Here is a 20,050-nt window from a genome sequence, read left to right on the forward strand (position 1 = left end):
ACAATGGATGCATCTGCGCAGGCGACCGAGGATGGACGGCAATGACCACTCCCGACGACGAATTCCGCTTCCTGGCCATGGATGCGCGAAGCGTTGGCGCATCCGAGGTTCTTCCCCGGGTGGAGCGCCTCACCCTCACGCTCGATGACGGACGGACCCTGAGTGCGCTGCGGTTCGGCGATGCCGCGCCCGAGGTCACCTTCGTCCACGGTGCCGGTTTGAACGCCCACACGTGGGACTCCACCATCCTGGCGCTGGGGCTTCCCGCGCTCGCGATCGATCTTCCGGGCCACGGCGACTCGTCATGGCGACCCGACGCCGCCTACACGGCGAGGACTCTCGCCCCCGACGTCGCAGCCGGGCTGGCGGCATGGACCTCGCAGCCGCAGCTGATCGTGGGTCACTCGTTGGGAGGCCTCACGGCCGCGGCCGTTGCCGCATCTGTCCCCGACGCCGTGGCGCAGGTGATCGTGATCGACATCACGCCGGGCATCGATCCGAACGCCGGAGCAGCGCAGATCCGCGCCTTTTTCGCCGGACCCACCGACTGGGCCAGCCGTGACGAGTTGGTCGAGCGGGCGATGGCCTTTGGTCTGGGCGGCGGGACGCGGGAGAAGGTCGAGCGCGGCGTCTGGCTGAACTCACGCATACGCGAAGACGGTCGGGTGGAGTGGAAGCATCACTTCGCGCACCTCGCTGCCGCCCTCGCCGATGCTCCGGAACTCGCCGCCCAGGTCGATGCCCGGCAGGATGCACTCGCCGAGATCCTTACCGCCGATGGGTGGGAGGATGTCGCCGCCGTGGCGGCCCCGCTCGCCCTGGTCCGGGGCGAGCGGGGTTTCGTGACCGCCACCGACGCGGAGGAGTTCACGCGACGTCGCCCCGACGCCGTCGTCGTGGCGCTGGACACCGGTCACAACGTGCATGAGGAGGCGCCGACGGCGCTTGCCGCGACCGTCGCACAGCTGCGCGCCGGCGCACAACGATGACGTTACGTTCGCTTCCCGATGAGGGGAACACAGCCCCCGGACCCTAGAGTTATCTACCGCAGATCCCCTTCGCGCTCCGCGAGCCCCCTCCTTCGCCGCGGATGCCCCCCGGAAAGGACTCCCATGTTCCGCCGCACCGCTCTGGCCGCCTCGGCCTTGCTCGCCGCGAGCGCCCTCGTTCTGACCGCGTGCTCCGGCAGCAGTGACCCCGCCTCCACCACCACGGCAGCGCCCGACCCGAACGCGTCGGTGGCGATTCGCCTGGTGCTGGAGCCGGGCAATCTGGACATCCGGCAGACCGCGGGCGCGGCGCTCGATCAGATCCTGATCGACAACGTGTACCAAGGACTCGTAGGCCGGACCTCGGAGCAGGAGATCGTGCCGGTTCTCGCGGAGGACTATGAGGTTTCGCCTGACGGCCTGACGTATACGTTCACGCTGCGGGAGGGCGTCACCTTCGGGGATGGGCAAGCACTCACACCGGAGGATGTCGTGTGGTCGCTGACCACGCATCGCGACACCCCCGAATGGGCGGACTCCGCGCGGCTCGCGAAGGTCGCCTCGCTCACCGCCGACGGGCAGGAGATCACGCTGACGCTCTCGGAGCCGGACTCGAGCCTGCTGTGGAACCTCACGGGTCGTGCCGGCCTCATCTTCAAGCAAGGCGACACCGTCGATTACGCGACGGCGGCCAATGGCACCGGACCGTTCCTGCTGGACTCGTGGCGTCAGGGAGATTCGATCACCTTGGTGCGCAACGATGCGTACTGGGGTGAGAAGGCAGCGGTTGCCGAAGTCGTCTTCGACTACATCCCGGAGACGCAGGCGGCCCTCAACGCCGCGCTGGCCGGCGAGGTCGACGTCGTGACGGGATTCGATGCGAACTTCACCGAGCAGATCCAGGAGGGCGGCGACTTCGAGGTCGTGCTGGGGCAGTCAACCGACAAGGGCACCCTTGCGATGAACCAGAGCCCCGGCAGCCCCCTCGCCGATCAGCGGGTGCGGCAGGCGATCCGTCAGGCAATCGACCACACCTCGTTCACGGATGCCTTCGGGGCGGGCCAGACGCTGTACGGACCGATCCCGGAACTCGATCCCGGATACGAGGACCTCTCTGACGTCGCCCCGTACGACCCCGATGCAGCGAGGGCGTTGCTCGCTGAGGCGGGCGCCGAAGACCTCGAACTGACCCTCACGATCCCGTCGTTCTACCCGACGACCATCCCGCAGATCCTGGTCTCGGACCTCAACGAAGTCGGCATCACCCTCACCGTGAACAGCGTCGACTTCCCGACCTGGATCAACGACGTCTACATCAACAAGGACTACGACCTGAGCTTCGTCTTGCACACCGAAGCCCGCGACTTCGAGAACTGGGCGAACCCGGACTACTACTTCACCTATGACAACCCCGAGGTCCAGGAGCTCTACCAGGAGGCCCTCGCCGCGACGGACGAAGCCGAAGCAGCCGCTCTGCTGGCCGAAGCAGCCCGGATCGTGTCCGAGGATGCGGCCGCCGACTGGCTTTACAACGGCGCCTCCATCGTGGCCGTCGGGAGCGGCATCAGTGGAATGCCCACCATCAACGTGAACGAACGACTCAACCTCGCGGACCTGACCAAGAACGCAGGCTGAGGCGAACGCTGACCGGAGTACCCTGATGCGCCGCCCACCGTCGCCTGCCCGGGCGGTGCCGTGATCCGTTACGTGGTCACCCGGCTCGCACTGCTCGTGCTGGGTCTCGTGGTCGCGAGCGTGATCATCTTCCTCACGCTGCGAGTGCTCCCAGGGGATGTCGCGCAGTTGATCGCGGGGACAAGCGGCACTCCCGCGCAGATCGAGGCCATCCGAGAGCAGTTGGGCTTGAACCGTCCGCTGATCATGCAGTACGTCGACTGGATCGGCGGCGTGCTGCGCGGCGACCTCGGCACGTCGCTGCTGACCGGGACGCCGGTCGCGGTGGAACTCGCCGAGAAGGCGCAGGTGACGGTGCCCCTGGGCATCCTGTCCCTGAGCATCGCGATCCTGTTCAGTGTTCCGCTCGGCGTCGCCTCGGCGATCTGGCGCGGGCACCGCCGAGGAACCCTCATGAGCGTCGGCGCACAGACGCTGGCGGCCGTGCCAGTGGTGTGGGCGGGCATGATCCTCGTCGTCATCTTCGCGGTGTGGCTCGGATGGCTCCCGGCACAGGGTTTCCCCCGCGCCGGCTGGAGTGATCCGGCGGCCGCGGTGCGGTCGCTGATCCTGCCCGCGGTGACCATCGGTATCGTCGAAGGCGCGATGCTTCTGCGTTTCATCCGCAGCGCGACTCTTCAGGCTGTCGGGCAGGACTACGTCCGCACGGCAGCGGCCAAAGGGCTGACACGGACCACCGCCCTCATCCGGCACGGGCTTCCGAGCGTGGGCCTGTCGGTCATCACCGTTCTGGGATTGCAGGTCGCCGGGATCATCGTCGGGGCGGTCATCATCGAGCAGTTGTTCTCCCTGCCCGGGATCGGACGGATGCTCGTCGCTGACGTGGGCGCCCGCGATCTCCCGAAGGTCCAGGGCGAGCTGCTCGCCCTCACCGGGTTCGTCCTCATCGTGGGCTTCTTCGTCGACCTGCTCCACCGGGTCCTCGACCCGCGGCAACGGGAGACGTCATGACCTCGACTCGCACTCCCCCGCGCAACCGTCGCCGGAGCTGGGTTCGGTGGCCCCTGCGCGTCTGGGCGGTGGCGACGGGGCGCTTCGGCATCTGTGTCGTCGTCGCGCTCGTGGTCGTCGCCGTGATCGCATCCGTGTGGACACCGTTCGACCCGCAACAGGTGGACGTGCAGAACCGATGGCTACCGCCAAGCTGGCCCCACCTCCTGGGAACTGACGGGGCGGGGCGAGACATCCTGAGCCTGGTGATGGCGGGGGCGAGCACCACGATCTGGGTCGCGACGGGGTCGGCCTTCGTCGCGACGGTGATCGGCATTGCGCTTGCCGCGCTGGGCGCACTGACCACGCGCTGGGTGCGGGAGTCGGTGGCCGTCATGATCGACATCCTCGTGGCATTCCCGGTCCTGCTCGTCGCGATGATGATCTCGGCCGTGTGGGGCGGGTCGCTCTGGGTCGTGATCTGGTCGGTGGGGATCGGATTCGGGGTGAACATCGCCCGCGTCACGCGGCCTGAGTTGCGCCGCGTCCTGCACAGCGACTTCGTGCTCGCCGGGACGGCGTCTGGGCTCACACCGGCGCAGAACCTGTGGCGTCACCTCCTGCCCAATGTCGCGCCGGTGTTCATCGTTCAGCTGTCCTGGGCGATGGCGGTCGCTGTCCTCGCGGAGGCGGGACTGTCGTATCTCGGCTTCGGCGCTCCCGTCACCGAGCCGTCGTGGGGAGTCCTGCTGCAGGACCTGCAGCAGTACCTCACCGTGTACCCCCTGGCGGTCCTGTGGCCGGGACTTGCGATCACCGTGACCGTGCTCGGACTCAATCTCCTCGGCGACGGGATCCGAGAAGCCTCCGACCCCACACTCGCCCATGCGGCGGGCGCCGCGCGCACCTCGCGCACGCACGTTCCCGAGGTGGTCTCATGAGCCTTGAGGTGCGTGACCTCGTGATCGAGATCGGTGGACGGCGGGTTGTCGACGGAGTCAGCTTCGAGGTGCCCGACGGCAGCAGGATCGGTCTCATCGGGGAATCCGGATCGGGCAAATCACTGACGGCGCTCGCGATCACGGGACTGCTGCCCGAGGGTGCGAGCGCATCGGGCAGCATCCGGTGGGGCGGGCAGGAGATTCTGGGGCTCGGCGATCGCGCGCTCGCGCGGATTCGGGGCGACGAGATCGGAATGGTGTTCCAGGATCCGCTCACCGCGCTCAACCCGATCCGCACGGTCGGGCGCCAGATCGCGGAATCGATCCGGATCCACCAACGGGTGCGCGGCGCCGAACTCCGCGCACGCGCTGTCGCCGAAGCCGACCGCGTCGCTCTCCCCGACCCGCAGACCATCGTCCGGCGATATCCGCACCAGTTGTCGGGAGGCCAGCGCCAGCGGGTCGCGATTGCGATGGCCCTGGCCTGTCGACCGCGACTGCTCATCGCCGACGAACCGACCACAGCGCTGGACGCGACGATCCAGGCCGAGATCCTGAGGCTCCTGCGCGGCCTGACCGCGGACGACGCGATGTCACTCCTGTTCATCACCCATGACCTCGCCGTCCTCGCGCAGGTCGCGACTCATGCCCTCGTCCTCGAGCGCGGGCGCATCGTCGAATCGGGCCCGGTGTCTCACCTGTTGAGCGCCCCCCGTTCGGCGGTCACGCAGGGGCTCCTGCGCGATGCCACCGCAACGCTCTGGCGCGGTGACCAGCCATCCGGTGGGAGTTCCTCATGAGCGACGAGCTCGTTCGCGCTGCCGCTCTCACCCGCCGGCACCGTGTGCCCGCCACCCGGTTGTTCGCGCGGGCGGGGTACACCACCGCCCTCGATGCCGTCGACCTCGCGCTGCATGAAGGGGACGCGCTCGGGGTGATCGGCGAGTCGGGCTCGGGCAAGTCGACGCTCGTCCGGCTGCTCCTGGGGCTGGACCTGCCGACATCCGGAACGGTCCGCATCGCCGGCCGGCCGGTGGATGCCTCGGCATCCGCGCGCTCTCTGCGCTGGCTACGACACCTGACAGGCATCGTCTTCCAGGATCCCTACGCCTCGCTCGATCCGCGCATGAGCGTCGGGCGCATCGTCGGCGAGCCGCTGTGGGCCCTGGGCATCGAAGGAGACCGGCGCAGCCGGGTGCGCGAGGTTCTGCGGCAGGTCGGCCTGGATGACGCGGCGGCTGATCGATTCCCCCACGAGTTCTCGGGCGGCCAGCGTCAACGGATCGCGCTGGCCCGTGCGATCGTGCACCGTCCCCGGCTGCTCGTCGGCGACGAGCCGCTCTCGGCACTCGACGTGACCGTTCGCGCTCAGATCCTCGAGCTGCTCGGGCGGCTCCGCGCCGATGAGGGCATGACGATCATCCTGGTCTCCCACGACATCGGGGTCGTCCAGCACCTGTGCGACCGGGTCATCGTCATGAAGGACGGACGCGTCGTCGAGCGGGGGGCGACCGCAGACGTGCTCCGCACACCCCGGGAGGACTACACCCGCGCGCTCCTGGCCGCGATCCCCACGATCACCGCGCGGGCCGATCCGGGCGAGGACCGCGACGGAACAAACCCTTCCCGGCGGGCTTGAGCGATTTCTGCAGGTAGATCGTTCCGAGCCATCTGCCGAACTTGAAACCGACGCGGCCCATGCGCCCGACTTCGGTGAAGCCCAACCGTTCGTGGAGGGCGACGGATGCTTCGGCGCCCTTGTCGCTGATGACAGCCACGATCTCGCGGATGCCCTTCCGGCGGCACGCCTCGATGAGCGCCTCCAGCAGAGCCCTGCCCAGCCCCTTGCCCGCCGCAGCCTGCCCCAGGTAGATGGAATTCTCGACCGTGTAGCGGTACGCGGACTTCCCTGCCCACGGCTGCACAAGCGCGTACCCCAAGATCTGCCCGTTGGGTGACTGCGCGACCAGGAAGGGGAGGTCGAGCTTGCGCAAGAACGCGTACTTCTCGCGCCACTGCGCGTGCGACCAGATCTTCTCGTCGAAGGTCACGACGGAATTGCGCACGTAGTAGTTGTAGATCTCCCGGATGTCGGGCAGATCCCGCTCCTCAGCGGGGCGGATCACATAGCGGAACGGCCCCTCGGGCTCGGGTCGGCGCCGCAAATGGAAGGGAAGCCGCCGCTTCTTCTCGTATTCCTCTTCCAGCATGGGGTTCAGCCTACGCCGACCGCTCGACGCGCCAGTCGATCGGCGCAGCGCCCTGCTGCTGGAGCAACGCATTGGCCCGGGAGAACGGGCGCGAGCCGAAGAATCCACGGCTGGCCGACAGCGGCGACGGATGCGGCGACTCGATGATCGGCACGGAGCCCAGCAGCGGTCGGAGGCCCGCCGCATCCCGCCCCCACAGAATCGCGACGAGCGGCCGCTCGCGGGCCGCAAGAGTGCGGATCGCATGCTCCGTGACGGCTTCCCACCCCCAGCCGCGGTGGGAGCCGGGCGCGCCCGGCGTCACCGTCAGCACCCGATTCAGCAGCATGACGCCCTGGTCGCTCCACGCCGACAGGTCGCCGTGCGTCGCCGGAGCGATCCCGAGATCGTCCTCCAGCTCGCGGTAGATGTTGGCGAGGCTCCGGGGCAGCGGCCGGACGTGGGCATCGACAGCGAACGAGAGCCCGATCGGGTGTCCGGGAGTCGGATACGGGTCCTGCCCCACGATGAGGATGCGGACCTCCTCGAGCGGGCGGGCGAAGGCGCGCAGCACCCGATCACCCGAGGGAAGATAGCGGCGCCCGGCGGCGACCTCGCCGCGGAGGCGATCGCCCAGTCCAGCGATCCGATCCGAGACGGGGGCCAGCGCACGAGCCCATCCCGGATCGATCAGACCGGCCTCGGCGAGTTCAGGCAGGGACATCGCCATGGGTCACCCCACCCCGGCAGCCGCCATGTCCTCGTCGAGCACAGATCCCTGCCACGACCAGGGGAAGTCGATCCACAGGGCGGTGTCCTTCCACGACCAGTCCGGGCGGATGATCGTCGTGGGCTTCGTGTAGATGACCACACTGCGCACGAGCGCACCCCGCTCCGTCAACAGGCGCACCGCGAGATCGAGGGTGCGGCCACTGTCGGCGACGTCGTCGACCAGGAGCACCCGGCGTCCGTCGAGATACGACATGTCCAGCTCGGGCGGCAGCAGTTCAGGGTCGGGAAGCACCGTGCCGATGCCGGTGTAGAACTCGACGTTGATGGCGCCACAGTTCTTGACCCCTAGGCCGTACGCGATCGCACCGGCCGGGAGGAGACCGCCCCGCGCCACCGCGACGACGACGTCGGGCACGAAACCGTCGGCGACGATGGCACGAGACAGGTCGCGCGTCGCCTCCCCGAATCCCTGCCAGGTCAGCGTCTCACGCTCGTCCGTCACCGCATCTCCTCTCACCGTTCCCCCGCACCAGACTAGGCCGGTCGCGGTGCTATTCTCGCGGGCATGCCCGACGCATCCGCCCTGGACCGGTTGCGCGGAACGGGCCTGGGAATCACTGCGGGGCTGATCGGCTGGTTCATCCTGGTCGAGGTCGTCAGCGGCATCCTCCAGGGCTATTACGTTCCGCTCTTCAGCGACATCGTCATCAACCTCGACATCCACGACTCGGATGTCAACTGGTTCGAGGCGGCGCAGTTGCTGCTGTCGGCGATCGTGGTGCCGATCCTGGCCAAGCTCGGCGACATGTACGGGCACAAGCGGATCCTGTTGATCTCCTCGATCATCACCGCGGGCGCCAGTTGGTGGCTCGCCTTCGCCGGTGACTTCTGGACCTTCCTTCTCGCATGGGCCCTCCAAGGGTTCTACGTCGTGTGGTTGCCTCTCGAGGTCGCGCTGATTTTCGAACGCGGGCGCCGCCAGAACCGCGGCGTCTCTTCGACGCGGCGGGCGGCGGGGCTGCTCGTGGTCGGTCTGCAGGCCGGCGCGATCGCCGGTGCTCTCGCTGCCGGCGCCATCTTCGAGGCGACGGGCGGCAACCTCACGGTCACGATGATGATCCCGGCCATCGCGGTGACCCTTGTCGCCGGCGTGATCTGGCTCGGGGTCCCGGAGTCGGAACCGGCACCGGGGCGGCGGTTGGACACCTGGGGCTTCGTGCTCCTGACCTGGGGGCTGCTGCTCGTGACCGGCGCGCTGGTCTACATGCGGATGATCCCGCAGCTCGATCTGGGCGCCGGAGCCTGGTGGTGGGTCGTCGCGCTCATCGCCGCCGGCATCCTGGTGTTCGTCTGGTTCGTGCGGTTCGAACTGCGCCAGCAGGACCCCGCGATCGACATCCGTGTGCTGCGTCGCCCCGAGATGTGGCCGATCCAGATCACGGCGTTCCTCGTCGGGATCAGCCTGCTCGGGGCGCAAGGGCCGCTGTCGACGTACGCCGGCACCGACTCGGCCCTGGGCTACGGGCTCGGGCTGTCGACGTCGCAGCGCTCGTACATCATCGGCGTGTACCTGCTCTCGCTGATCATCGGGGCGGTCATCTTCGCGGTGCTCTCCCGCCGAGCCAATCCCCGTCTCATCCTGATCGGGGCGTCCCTTCTCGTCGGCGTCGGCTACACCCTGTTCCTGCCGTTCCACCTCGAGCTGTGGCAGGTGCTGATGAATCTGATGATCGCGGGCCTGGGTTCGGGGGCCCTGGTCGGAGCGCTCCCCGCGGCCGCGGCGGCCGCCGCGCCTCGCGGCCAGACCGGCATCGCGTCGGCGTTGACCAACACGACCAAGACCGTGGGCGGAGCGTTCGCGTCGGCCGTGTTCGGGGTGCTGCTCGCGGCAGGCGCCGGTGCCGTGGCGAGTGAGACGGCGGCCTCCCTCGGCGGCTACCTCTCGGTCTGGGCGATCTGTGCCGGCGGCGGCTTCCTCGCCGCGCTTCTGCTCCTGTTCGTCCCCAAGGTCGCCTTCGCAGACACCGGCACCAGCCAGCTCGACGCCACCCGGAGCGCGGGCACGCTCACCTGAGCGCCGGCCGGCGTCAACGGGCATCCGCGTGCAGCGACCACAGAGGGGCGATACCGGCTGCCCGCGGAGCGCGGCGGGCTCGATTACCGGATGCGGGGCACCAGCGGACCGCGCGCCAGCAGGTGCTGTGCGGACTGGGCGACAGGCCGCATCGTGACGAGGTCGAGGTTCACGTGGCCAGGCACCTCGAGCGCGTACCCGATGACATCGGCGACGTCCTCCGCGGTGAGCGGGTTCTGCACGCCCTCGTAGACGGCCGCCGCACGGTCGCGGTCGCCCCCGACGCGGTTCAGCGTGAACTCCTCGGTGTAGACCATCCCCGGCGCGATCTCGACGACCCGCAACGGCTCCCCATTGAGTTCGAGACGAAGGGCACCCACGAGCATCGACTCGGCTGCTTTCGCGGCGTTGTAGCCGCCTCCCCCCGGGTACGCGGCCTGGGCCGCGGTCGATGTCACGAACACCAGGTCGGCATGACCGTCGGTTGCCGCTGCCGACCGCAGGTGCGGCAGCAGAGCGCGTGTCAGCTGCTGCACCGCCAGGACGTTCACGTCGTACATCCAGCGCCAGTCCGCCGCGTCGCCGTCCTCGACCCTGTCGGTCCCCCGGGCACCGCCGGCAACGTGCGCAACGGCGTGCACGGGCCCTGACTCCGCCAGGAACTGGGCGAGCGCCGCGGTGTCGGCCTCCGCGGTGAGGTCCGCCGCGAATGACACCGCGCCGGTCTCGCGCTCAAGCTCCGCGAGGCGATCGGCGCGTCGGGCGACACCCACGACTTCCCACCCGCGGGAGCGGAGTCGCCGCACGGTCGCGGCGCCGATTCCCGAGCTTGCTCCTGTCACGACAGCGCGTCTGGTCATGCCTCCACGCTAGCTGTCGAAGTGTTACGTCACATTTCCCCCTTGTTGTTGACACCTCCACGGTGTTCGTACTCTCGGTGGTGGCCGGTCGACCCGCCGACCGACCCCACGACTCGAGGAGCACACCATGTCCGAGGCCCAGAACTGGCAGTTCGAGACCAAGCAGATCCACTCGGGCGCAGCACCCGACCCCGTCACCAAGTCGCGTGCGACGCCGATCTACCAGACGACGTCCTACGTCTTCGACAACGCCGATCACGCCGCGAACCTGTTCGCGCTGGCCGAGTTCGGCAACATCTACACCCGCATCCAGAACCCCACGCAGGATGTCGTCGAGCAGCGCGTCGCTGCGCTCGAAGGCGGCACCGGCGCGCTGCTCGTGTCGTCGGGCCAGGCCGCCGAGACCTTCGCGGTGCTCAACATCGCGCAGGCAGGCGACCACATCGTCTCGTCGAGCTCGATCTACGGCGGCACCTACAACCTCTTCAAGTACACGCTCGCCAAGCTCGGCATCGAGACCACGTTCGTCGAGAACCAGGACGACCCCGAGGAGTGGCGTCGCGCCGTTCGCCCCAACACGAAGCTCTTCTTCGCCGAGACGATCGGAAACCCGAAGATCAACGTCCTCGACATCCGTTCCGTCGCGAACGTCGCTCACGAGAACGGTGTTCCGCTCATCGTCGACAACACGATCGCGACCCCGTTCCTCATCCGTCCGCTCGAGCACGGCGCCGACATCGTCATCCACTCGGCCACGAAGTTCCTCGGCGGTCACGGCACGACGATCGGCGGCATCATCGTCGACGGTGGCAAGTTCGCCTGGTCGCAGAACGTCGAGAAGTTCCCGGGCCTGACCGAGCCGGACCCCTCGTACCACGGCGCCTCGTACACGACAGCGGTCGGTGACGGTCTGGCCTACATCATCAAGGCGCGCGTCCAGCTGCTTCGCGACCTCGGATCGGCGATCTCACCGATCAACGCGTGGCTGCTCCTCCAGGGCATCGAGACGCTGTCGCTGCGCATCGAGCGTCACGTGCAGAACGCGCAGGAGATCGCCGAGTGGCTCGAGAACCAGGACGACGTCGCGAGCGTGAACTACTCGGGTCTGCCCACCTCCCCGTGGTATGCCGCCGCCAACACGTACGCTCCGAAGGGTGTCGGCGCCGTGCTCTCGTTCGAGCTCAAGGGCGGTGTGGACGCCGGCCGTGCGTTCGTCGACTCGCTGACGCTGTTCAGCCACCTCGCCAACATCGGCGATGTGCGCTCCCTCGTCATCCACCCCGCCTCGACGACGCACTCGCAGCTCACCCCCGAGCAGCAGCTCACGGCCGGCGTGACGCCGGGCCTCGTGCGCCTCTCGGTGGGCCTCGAGAACATCGACGATCTGAAGGCTGATCTCGCTCAGGCCCTCGCGGCAGCCCGCAACGTCGGCGCCGCAGCGAACGCCTGATCGCACCCGCGCAGTCTCGGCCCGGTGTCCGTCCCCTGTGGACGGATACCGGGCCGTTGCGGTTCTCCTACCGCGGCGTGACTCGGTGGCGCGGCCGGACGCGGGAGAGCCCACCATCGACGGCGAGCACCTGACCGGTGATCCACTCGTTGGCCGGGTCCAGCAAGAAGGCCACGGCGCGACCGACGTCCTCGGGTCGCCCGAGCCGCGGCAGCGCGTGCATCGCGTCGGATGCTGCCCGCGCCTGCTCGCTGCCGGTCAGGGCGGCGGTGAGCCGGGTCTCCACGAGCCCAGGCGCAATGGCATTGACTCGAAGGTTCTGGGTCGCGTAGGTCGCTGCTGCCGACAACGTGAGCCCGATGACTCCCGCCTTGGCCGCAGCGATAGCCTCGTGGTTGGCGTAGCCGTCCATGGCCGCCGCCGACGAAAGCAGCACGACGGCGCCACCGGAGCGCATGTGCCGACCCGCCGCTCGCACCGCGGCAAAGGCCGTCGTCAACGACGCCGCGATGACCTCGTCGTACGCGTCCCGGGACGTCAGATGGGCCGGCTTGAGCAGCAGCGACCCCGCGAACACCGCAACCCCGTCGAACGGACCTCGCTCAGCGAACACGCGATCGACAGCGTCGAAGTCCGTCGCGTCGAGCACGACGTCGGGGTGGATGATGTCGGTGCCTCTCGCGGTGCGCACCACCTCGTGTCCCTGCTGCTCGAGCAGCGCCGTCGTGGCGCGCCCGATGTCGCTGGATCCGGCGATGAGAAGAAAACGGGCCATGGCCCCATTCTGACGCGCCATACGGGCCCGTGAGCCGTGTCGCCCGGACCCGCCGCCCGTAACAGATCGCGTGGGGGCACCGCGTCCGCGCTAGCGTTGGCAGTCCAAGCCTTCCTGAGTGAGAGATGACGTTACCAAGTGGACTGGCAGACCTCGGAAGACACGGTGCCCTCGGCTCCCGTGACGGAAGCCGACGCGCGCCTGCTGCTCGGACGTCCTCCTGCGACAGGCGCGTGGCGCGACGGCGATCCCCCCGGCGACCGCCGATTCGCCTCGTTCGGGGCCTTCCGCACCGAGGGGGGTGCCGAGCTTCCCGCGTACCGCCTCGCGTTCGAAACCTGGGGCGACCTGTCGCCCGCACGCGACAACGCCATCCTCATCCTTCATGCGCTCACCGGGGACTCCCACGTGCGCGGTCCCGCCGGCCCGGGGCATCCGACCGACGGCTGGTGGGACGGGATCGTCGGACCCGGCAACGCCATCGATACAGACCGGTGGTTCGTCGTCGCCCCCAACATGCTCGGCGGATGCCAGGGCTCCACGGGTCCGGCAACCATCGCACCGGACGGGTACGAATGGGCGGCGCGGTTCCCGTACCTCACCATCCGCGATCAGGTGCGCGCGCAGCGTCAACTCGCCGACGCGCTCGGGATCGATGTCTGGGCCGCCGTCATCGGGGGGTCCATGGGCGGGATGCACGCGCTCGAGTGGGCGGTCGAGTACCCCGACCGTCTCGCACGCGTCGCGGTGCTGTCGGCTCCCCCGGCGAACACGGCGGACCAGATCGCTCTCAACTCCGTCCAGCTCGATGCGATCCGGGTCGATCCCCGGTTCCAGGGGGGCGAGTACTATGACGCCGCCGACGGCGACGGTCCACACCGCGGCCTCGCTCTCGCGCGGCGGATGGCACTGCTGAACTACCGCTCCCCCACGGAGCTCAATCAACGATTCCAGCGTTCGTGGCAGTCCGAGGTGAGTCCGCTGGGCAGCGGCGGCCGGTTCGCGGTCGAGTCCTATCTCGACTTCCACGGCAACCGCTTCACGCGTCGGTTCGACGCGAACAGCTACATCACGCTGGTCGAAGCGATGAACTCCCACGATGTCGGTCGGGGCCGCGGCGGAATCGAAGAAGCCCTGGCGCGGGTGAAAGCGACGGCGCTGATCGTCGGGATCGACAGCGACAGGCTCTTCCCGGTCGACGGGCAGCACCGCATTGCACGCGGCATCCGTACGAGTCTCGACGGCGACCGGGCCGCGATCATCGCGAGCGATTTCGGGCACGACGGGTTTCTCATCGAAACCGCTGCCGTCAGCGCTCAGCTTCGCCGGCTGCTGGCCGACTGACGCAGTCGACGCGGTCAGTCGTCGGCGTCGATCGCGGCTTCGAGCCTCTCGAGTTTGCCGTCGAGTTCACCGGTGTACCCCGGCCGGATGTCGGCCTTGAGGACGAGCGAGACCCGCGAACCGAACGCGCCGACCGCCTCGGTCGCGGCCTTCACGACGGCGAACACCTCGTCCCACTCGCCCTCGATCTCGGTGAACATCGAGGTGGTGCGGTGGGGCAGGCCCGACTCTCTGACGATCCGGACGGCGGCGGCGACCGCGTCGTGGACCGACCCGTCAGCACGGCCGGTGCCGCTGGGCGCAACGGAGAAGGCGACGATCATGATGATGTCCTTTCGATGACGGATGGCGCGGACCTCGGCGACGTCGCGCGCTGTCCGGACCGCCTGGCCGGGGCATCCACGGCGACCCGGACGAGGTGGAGGACAGACCACGCGAACAGAACCACCAGCGCGAGGTTTCGGACCGTGAGCACGGCCACAACACCCCACGCGGGATGGTCGGTCATGAGGAAGTTGTAGAAGATCGGGTACACGATCTGCGTGAGCAACGCGGTACCGGCCGCGAACGCGGCGGGGCGAATCCAGGTTCCTCGATCCAGAACCAGACCCAGCACGAGCGGAGCGACGATCCACGTCATGTACTGCGGCGATCCGACCTTGTTGACCACGATCAGCGCGAGCACGAGGGCGAACCCGAGCGCCGGGAGCACCCGGATGACGTGAGCGCCCCGTCGCACGGCCCACACCCCCAGGAGCAGGAGCGCCAGGACGGATGCCGCCAGCAGCGGCGTCATGACGGCGATGACGGCGTTCACGGCCGGGCCGGTGACCTGGAATGTGAGCAGATCCGCGTCGTAGTAGACCTGCGAACCGAAGACGTCCAGCGCCGAGTACCACAGGTAGACGGCCGAGATCGGGGCTTCGATCTGCAGCCCCCGACCGGTCTGATCGGTGATGAACCCGAACAGGTATCGCCCACCGCCGAGAGCAACGACGGTGGCCATCGTCGCCGCCGAGACCACGATCGCCCCGCCGACGATCGCGAGGCGACGTCGCAGTGCGACCACGGCGGCGGCCAGCACCGCCGCCGGCCACACCTTGATCCATGTCGCCGCCGCCAGCAGCATCGAGGCGAGCCACGGGCGTCGCACGAGCCACAGGCATCCCATGATCGCGAGGGGCACGGTGATCCCCTCGAGCCGGTAGATCCCGACGGGACCGAGCAGGAGCATGAACAGGAGCCAGAAGCCCGCGGCCACCGCCCGTCCGCGCGAGCGACCGTTGCCGATGAGGACGGCGAACGCGACGGCATCCACGAGCGTGACCAGGATCGCCCAGGCGGGCGTGTACGACACGAGCCCCTCGAACAGCCATGCAGCGAGCATCGGGACGAGAGCCAGCGCCGGGTACACCCATGACTCGGTGATCCCGACGATCTCCCGTCCGGACGCGCCGCAGTACTCGGCGAACCCGAGCGCGCAGCCCGACCACGGCTCATAGACCAGATAGACATCGCCCATCGGTCCATGCGGCAGCACGTACCCCATGACCGCAACGAACCCATGAACCAGGGCGAACGCCACCCACAACCAACCCCGACGCGTCACTCGACCATCCTACGGACGCCGCATGGGCCGCCCGATCACGATCGGATGAGCACGACCCGACAGGCGCCGGCGCGGCGACTCACGCCGCGCCGAGCAGGCGACCGACGACGATGGGCAGGTGCTCTGCGACATCGAGCGCCGTGATCGGACCACCGCCGACGGCGCTCGAGGCCAGCTGTGCGGCGTGACCGTGCAGCCACACCGCTGTTGCCGCGCATTCGGCCAGCGACACGGATGCTGCTCTGGCAGCCGCACCAGCCGTCACCGCGCCGAGCACCCCCGCGAGCACATCGCCGGTGCCCGCGGTCGCCAGCCAGGAGGTCGGCGCCTCGATGTGACACTCCCACCCGTCCGGTGCCGCGATCACCGTGAGCGCCCCCTTGAGAAGCACCACAGCGTCGAGTGCGGCCGCGGTCTCTGCCGCACTCGACGGATTCCTCGCCGTCGTCGGGTCCAGGCCGAGGGTCTCGCGCAGTCGCGCGTGCTCGCCGGCATGCGGGGTCACCACGACCGGCGCCGTCGCCGATGCTGCAAGGTCGAGAGCCCCGGCGTCGACCACGACGGGGTCCGTTCCGCCCAGGATCGCGCGCAGCGCGTCGGACTCGGCATCCGTGCGCTCCTGGGCATTCGTCCCCGAGCCGAGAACCCACGTGTGTGCGCGACCAGCGACCGTCACCGTCTCCGGACGCCGCGCGAGCACGAACCGGGCCGGTCGGTCGGGGCCCACGTAGCGCACCATGCCGACCCCCGTGCGCCACGCACCCTCGACGCCGAGCACGGCGGCCCCGGGGAACTGACGCGATCCCGTCCGCATGCCCACGACTCCGCGGGAATACTTGTCGTCATCCACGGTTGGCCTACCGAGGACGCGTTGCGCGTCATCCGCCGACCATGACCGGGTCATGCGAGCCACCCTACCTCTGGAGAGTCGATGAGTCTGCTGTTCACCCCCGTCGAGATCGGTTCGTCGCGAGCGCGAAACCGCCTGTGGGTCGCGCCGATGTGTCAGTACAGCGCCACCGACGGGATGCCCAACACGTGGCATCTGACGCACCTGGCCGCATTCGCGACGGGCGGGGCAGGGCTGGTCATGACGGAGGCGACGGCGGTGAGCCCGGAGGGTCGGATCAGTCCGGACGACACGGGCATCTGGAACGACGCGCAACGCGATGCCTGGCGGCCGATCGCTGCCGAGATTCGCGCGCGAGGCGCCCTCGCCGCTATCCAGCTAGCGCACGCCGGACGCAAGGCGTCGACGTGGTCTCCGTTGACGGCGGGCACAGGAACGGTCCCTGATGCCGCAGGCGGATGGCAGGCGCTGGCCCCCTCCCCGGTCGCCTACGACGGCTACGCGACGCCCCAGCAGTTGGACACCGACGGCATCGCGAAGGTCATCGCCGACTTCGGCGCGGCTGCGCGCCGCAGCGTCGACGCGGGGTTCGATGTCCTCGAGGTGCACGCCGCGCACGGGTACCTCCTGCACGAGTTCCTCTCGCCGCTGTCCAACCAGCGCACCGACGAGTACGGCGGGTCGCTGGCCAACCGGGCGCGCCTTCTGTTGGAGGTGCTGGACGCGGTCCGCGCGGCCGCACCGGCGACCGCCGTGATGGTGCGGTTCTCGGCAACCGATTGGGCGGACGGGGGCTGGGACCTCGCCGACACGACGACGGTCGCCGCGTGGGCTGCCGAACGCGGCGCGGTCTTCGTCGACATCTCCAGCGGCGGCCTGGTCGCGCACCAGCGCCTCGTCGTGGGGCCCGGGTACCAGGTCCCCTTCGCCCGCGAGGTGCGGGAGAAGGCGGGAGTGCCGGTGGCAGCTGTCGGTCTGATCACGACCGGCACGCAGGCCGAGGAGGTCCTCCGGTCGGGTGCAGCGGATGCCGTGATGGCGGGCCGCGAGTGGCTGCGGGACCCGCACTTCGCGTTGCGTGCCGCAACCGAACTCGGCGCCGAGATCGACTACTGGCCCCCGCAGTACGAGCGGGCCCGCATCAGGCGCGCGAGCTGACCCGCTCGATCGCTACCGTTCGAGCCTCCAGCCACGGCGCGTCGCATCCTGCACTTCGCCGACGAGCTCCTCGATGACATCTTCGAGGAACAGCACGCCCGTCACCGCACCGCTGGCATCGCGCACCTGGGCGAGGTGACGGCCCTCCTCGCGCATCAGCGCGAGGGCGTCCTCCAGGTCCGTGTTCTCGGTCACGGGAACCATGTGGTGGATGCGGGCCGGATCGATCGGACGCAGGACATCGGTGGCGGCATCCTGTCCCTCGGCGGCGCGCAGGATGTCCTTCAGGTGTACGTACCCGAGCGGCGCGCCTGCCGGATCGACGATCACGTAGCGCGAGAAGCCGTTCTTCGCGACGGCCCGTTCGATCTGCTTCGGCGTGGTGTTCTGCGGCAGCGTCAGCAGGTCGGCAAGCGGGACCGCGATATCGCGCGCCTTCTTCTCGGTGAACTCGACAACCGCGGCGACGGTTCCCGCGGTGTCTTCGAGCACGCCTTCCATCCGCGATTGCGCGACGATCGTGGCGACTTCCTCGAGCGTGTACGTCGAGGTCGCCTCGTTCTTTGGCTCCACGCGGAACAGGCGCACGATGTGATTGGCGATCCAGTTCAGCGTCACGATGACCGGATGGAACACCTTCGACACCCAGACCAGAGGGGGCGCGAGCATCAGCACGGCACGATCGGGCACCGAGAAGGCCAGGTTCTTCGGAACCATCTCACCGAAGACGACGTGCAGGTACGAGACGATGACCAGGGCGATCACGAACGCGATGACATCGACGGCGGCATAGCTGAGCCCCGTCAGCTCCAGCGGCACCGCCAGAAGGTGATGGATCGCCGGCTCCGAGACGTTCAGGATCAGGAGCGAACAGATCGTGATCCCCAGCTGTGAGGTCGCCAGCATGAGCGTCGCGTGCTCCATGGCATACAGCGACGTCTTCGCGGCTCGGGAGCCGCGCTCGGCGAGCGGCTCGATCTGGGATCGGCGCGCGGAGATGACGGCGAACTCCGCGCCGACGAAGAACGCGTTCGCCACCAACAGCACGACGAGCCATGCGATGCCTGCCCAGTCGCTCATCCGGACACCTCCTCGTCGGCATCCGCGCCGGGGATGGCCACGGGCACGAACCGGACCCGGTCGACGCGCCGCCCTGCCATCCGCTCGACCGAGAGCGTGCCCTCGGGAAGGGCTACCGCATCGCCGACCACGGGGATGCGTTCGAGCTCACTCATGAGGTAGCCGCCGACGGTGTCGTAGACATCCCCTACCGGGATGCGGATGCCGACCCTGTCGAGCACCTCGTCAGGCCGGAGCTCACCGGGGAAGACCACGTCGCGATCGATCCGGACGATGTCCGTGCGACGCCGGTCGTGCTCGTCGAGCACCTCGCCGACGATCTCCTCCACGAGGTCCTCCAGGGTGACAACCCCCGCCGTTCCGCCGTACTCGTCGACGACGATCGCCATCTGGTACCCGCGAGAGCGCAGTTCCGCCAGAAGCGCATCCAGGTGCACGGCTTCGGGAACGCGAAGCGGCTCAGTGGCGATCGCGCCGACCGGCACACTGCCCCGCTTGCCGCGCGGCACGCCCACGGCAGCCTTCAGGTGTGCGATGCCGACGATGTCGTCCATCGACTCCTCGTAGACCGGGAAGCGGCTGTGACCGGTCGATCGAGCGAGCTGGATGACGTCCTCGACCGAATCATCGGCCGCGAGCGCATGGACGCTCGGGCGCGGTGTCATGACATCCGCCGCCGTGAGGCGCGCGAAGGTCAGCGAACGGTCGAGCAGCGAGGCAGTGTCCTGCTCCAGGACTCCCGCACTGGCGGAGCGGCGCACGAGGCTCGACAGCTCCTCGGCTGAGCGCGCACCCGACAGCTCCTCCTTCGGTTCGATGCCCACAGCGCGAAGGAAGGCGTTCGCGCTGCCGTTGAGCAGGACGATCGCCGGCCGGAAGACCGTCGTGAAGGCGACCTGGAAGGGTACGACGAGCTTCGCGGTCTGGCGCGGGACGGCGAGAGCGAAATTCTTGGGGACGAGTTCGCCGATCACCATCGAGAAGATCGTCGCGATGGCGACCCCGATGATCGCGGCGAGCGGGCTGATGACGGCATCCGGCCAGCCCCACCCGACGAAGACGGGACGCAGGAGACTCGAGATCGCCGGTTCCATCGTGTACCCGGTGAGCAGTGTCGTGAGTGTGATGCCCAGTTGCGCGCTCGAGAGGTGAGTCGAGGTGATCTTGAGCGCGCTGATCGTAAGCGACAGCCGCGTCTCGCCCGCAGCACGACGCGCCTCCAGATCGGCGCGGTCGAGGTTGACGAGAGCGAACTCGCTGGCCACGAACAGTCCGGTCCCGACGGTGAGCAGGAGCCCCACCCCCAGCATGAGGAGTTCCATCACGCATCACCCCCGGTCGGGGGTTCGGGTCGGTGGGGCGATCGTCGGCAAC

20 protein-coding genes are annotated in these 20,050 nt (G+C 68.8%); 10 read left to right on the top strand and 10 right to left on the bottom strand.

Annotated elements, in window-relative coordinates:
- Nucleotides 1–41: 41 nt before the first annotated feature.
- The 6 genes from AC3ENO_RS07475 to AC3ENO_RS07500 all read left to right on the top strand — a co-directional run bounded on the left by AC3ENO_RS07475 (nt 42) and on the right by AC3ENO_RS07500 (nt 6,194).
- A complete protein-coding gene (locus tag AC3ENO_RS07475) occupies nt 42–989 on the top strand; it encodes an alpha/beta fold hydrolase (protein ID WP_434970011.1) in 948 nt (315 codons plus the stop codon).
- A gap of 123 nt (nt 990–1,112) precedes the next feature.
- Nucleotides 1,113–2,624, top strand: a complete 1,512-nt coding sequence (locus AC3ENO_RS07480) for an ABC transporter substrate-binding protein (RefSeq protein WP_434970012.1) — start codon at nt 1,113–1,115, stop codon at nt 2,622–2,624.
- 60 nt (nt 2,625–2,684) lie between these two features.
- Entirely contained in the window at nt 2,685–3,635 is a 951-nt protein-coding gene (locus AC3ENO_RS07485) for an ABC transporter permease (RefSeq protein WP_434970013.1), read from the top strand.
- Nucleotides 3,632–4,555: an ABC transporter permease gene (locus AC3ENO_RS07490; protein ID WP_434970014.1), complete on the top strand. Its 924-nt coding sequence runs from the start codon at nt 3,632–3,634 to the stop codon at nt 4,553–4,555. The genes AC3ENO_RS07485 and AC3ENO_RS07490 overlap by 4 nt, the downstream gene beginning before the upstream one ends.
- Nucleotides 4,552–5,355 carry an ABC transporter ATP-binding protein gene (locus AC3ENO_RS07495; RefSeq protein WP_434970015.1) on the top strand — a complete coding sequence of 268 codons (804 nt, stop codon included), beginning with the start codon at nt 4,552–4,554 and terminating at the stop codon, nt 5,353–5,355. The genes AC3ENO_RS07490 and AC3ENO_RS07495 overlap by 4 nt, the downstream gene beginning before the upstream one ends.
- A complete protein-coding gene (locus AC3ENO_RS07500; RefSeq protein ID WP_434970016.1) occupies nt 5,352–6,194 on the top strand; it encodes an ATP-binding cassette domain-containing protein in 843 nt (280 codons plus the stop codon). Before AC3ENO_RS07495 ends, AC3ENO_RS07500 begins: the two co-directional genes overlap by 4 nt.
- On the opposite strand, the gene AC3ENO_RS07505 is transcribed toward AC3ENO_RS07500, so the two are convergent.
- The 3 genes from AC3ENO_RS07505 to AC3ENO_RS07515 are packed head-to-tail and all read right to left on the bottom strand — an operon-like array spanning nt 6,133 to nt 7,978.
- On the bottom strand, nt 6,133–6,765 hold the full coding sequence (locus AC3ENO_RS07505; RefSeq protein WP_434970017.1) for a GNAT family N-acetyltransferase: 633 nt from the start codon (nt 6,763–6,765) through the stop codon (nt 6,133–6,135). The genes AC3ENO_RS07500 and AC3ENO_RS07505 overlap by 62 nt on opposite strands.
- A 10-nt stretch (nt 6,766–6,775) precedes the next feature.
- Nucleotides 6,776–7,474, bottom strand: a complete 699-nt coding sequence (locus AC3ENO_RS07510; RefSeq protein WP_434970018.1) for a uracil-DNA glycosylase — start codon at nt 7,472–7,474, stop codon at nt 6,776–6,778.
- A gap of 3 nt (nt 7,475–7,477) precedes the next feature.
- Nucleotides 7,478–7,978, bottom strand: a complete 501-nt coding sequence (locus AC3ENO_RS07515; RefSeq protein ID WP_434970019.1) for a phosphoribosyltransferase — start codon at nt 7,976–7,978, stop codon at nt 7,478–7,480.
- Nucleotides 7,979–8,041: 63 nt separating this feature from the next.
- Here AC3ENO_RS07515 and AC3ENO_RS07520 point away from each other — a divergent pair, with 63 nt between their 5' ends.
- Complete coding sequence (locus AC3ENO_RS07520) at nt 8,042–9,550, top strand: MFS transporter (protein WP_434970020.1); 1,509 nt, start codon at nt 8,042–8,044, stop codon at nt 9,548–9,550.
- Nucleotides 9,551–9,633: 83 nt separating this feature from the next.
- Here the strand turns inward: AC3ENO_RS07520 and AC3ENO_RS07525 are convergent, their stop codons facing one another.
- Nucleotides 9,634–10,410, bottom strand: a complete 777-nt coding sequence (locus AC3ENO_RS07525) for an SDR family oxidoreductase (protein ID WP_434970021.1) — start codon at nt 10,408–10,410, stop codon at nt 9,634–9,636.
- A gap of 127 nt (nt 10,411–10,537) precedes the next feature.
- Between AC3ENO_RS07525 and AC3ENO_RS07530 the strand changes: the two genes are divergently transcribed.
- Nucleotides 10,538–11,860, top strand: coding sequence for a bifunctional o-acetylhomoserine/o-acetylserine sulfhydrylase (locus AC3ENO_RS07530; RefSeq protein WP_434970022.1), 1,323 nt, complete (start codon nt 10,538–10,540; stop codon nt 11,858–11,860).
- Nucleotides 11,861–11,927: 67 nt separating this feature from the next.
- Here the strand turns inward: AC3ENO_RS07530 and AC3ENO_RS07535 are convergent, their stop codons facing one another.
- Nucleotides 11,928–12,635 carry an SDR family oxidoreductase gene (locus AC3ENO_RS07535; RefSeq protein ID WP_434970023.1) on the bottom strand — a complete coding sequence of 236 codons (708 nt, stop codon included), beginning with the start codon at nt 12,633–12,635 and terminating at the stop codon, nt 11,928–11,930.
- Between the two features lie 138 nt (nt 12,636–12,773).
- Here AC3ENO_RS07535 and metX point away from each other — a divergent pair, with 138 nt between their 5' ends.
- Nucleotides 12,774–13,979 carry a homoserine O-acetyltransferase MetX gene (metX, locus tag AC3ENO_RS07540; RefSeq protein ID WP_434970024.1) on the top strand — a complete coding sequence of 402 codons (1,206 nt, stop codon included), beginning with the start codon at nt 12,774–12,776 and terminating at the stop codon, nt 13,977–13,979.
- A 14-nt stretch (nt 13,980–13,993) separates the two neighbouring features.
- Here metX and AC3ENO_RS07545 read toward each other — a convergent pair whose 3' ends face one another.
- The 3 genes from AC3ENO_RS07545 to AC3ENO_RS07555 all read right to left on the bottom strand — a co-directional run bounded on the left by AC3ENO_RS07545 (nt 13,994) and on the right by AC3ENO_RS07555 (nt 16,492).
- Nucleotides 13,994–14,302, bottom strand: coding sequence for a thiamine-binding protein (locus AC3ENO_RS07545; RefSeq protein WP_434970025.1), 309 nt, complete (start codon nt 14,300–14,302; stop codon nt 13,994–13,996).
- Nucleotides 14,299–15,588: a hypothetical protein gene (locus AC3ENO_RS07550; protein ID WP_434970026.1), complete on the bottom strand. Its 1,290-nt coding sequence runs from the start codon at nt 15,586–15,588 to the stop codon at nt 14,299–14,301. Before AC3ENO_RS07550 ends, AC3ENO_RS07545 begins: the two co-directional genes overlap by 4 nt.
- Nucleotides 15,589–15,667: 79 nt before the next feature.
- Complete coding sequence (locus tag AC3ENO_RS07555; protein ID WP_434970027.1) at nt 15,668–16,492, bottom strand: ADP-dependent NAD(P)H-hydrate dehydratase; 825 nt, start codon at nt 16,490–16,492, stop codon at nt 15,668–15,670.
- Between the two features lie 27 nt (nt 16,493–16,519).
- Between AC3ENO_RS07555 and AC3ENO_RS07560 the strand changes: the two genes are divergently transcribed.
- The gene (locus AC3ENO_RS07560; protein WP_434970028.1) at nt 16,520–17,596 is read left to right on the top strand and encodes an NADH:flavin oxidoreductase/NADH oxidase; all 1,077 of its coding nucleotides are present in this window, start codon (nt 16,520–16,522) and stop codon (nt 17,594–17,596) included.
- 12 nt (nt 17,597–17,608) lie between these two features.
- Here AC3ENO_RS07560 and AC3ENO_RS07565 read toward each other — a convergent pair whose 3' ends face one another.
- Both AC3ENO_RS07565 and AC3ENO_RS07570 read right to left on the bottom strand, forming a co-directional pair.
- Nucleotides 17,609–18,676, bottom strand: coding sequence for a hemolysin family protein (locus AC3ENO_RS07565; RefSeq protein WP_434970029.1), 1,068 nt, complete (start codon nt 18,674–18,676; stop codon nt 17,609–17,611).
- On the bottom strand, nt 18,673–19,998 hold the full coding sequence (locus tag AC3ENO_RS07570; protein WP_434970096.1) for a hemolysin family protein: 1,326 nt from the start codon (nt 19,996–19,998) through the stop codon (nt 18,673–18,675). Before AC3ENO_RS07570 ends, AC3ENO_RS07565 begins: the two co-directional genes overlap by 4 nt.
- Nucleotides 19,999–20,050 lie beyond the last annotated feature (52 nt).

The sequence above is a fragment of the Microbacterium sp. bgisy207 genome (assembly GCF_057706855.1).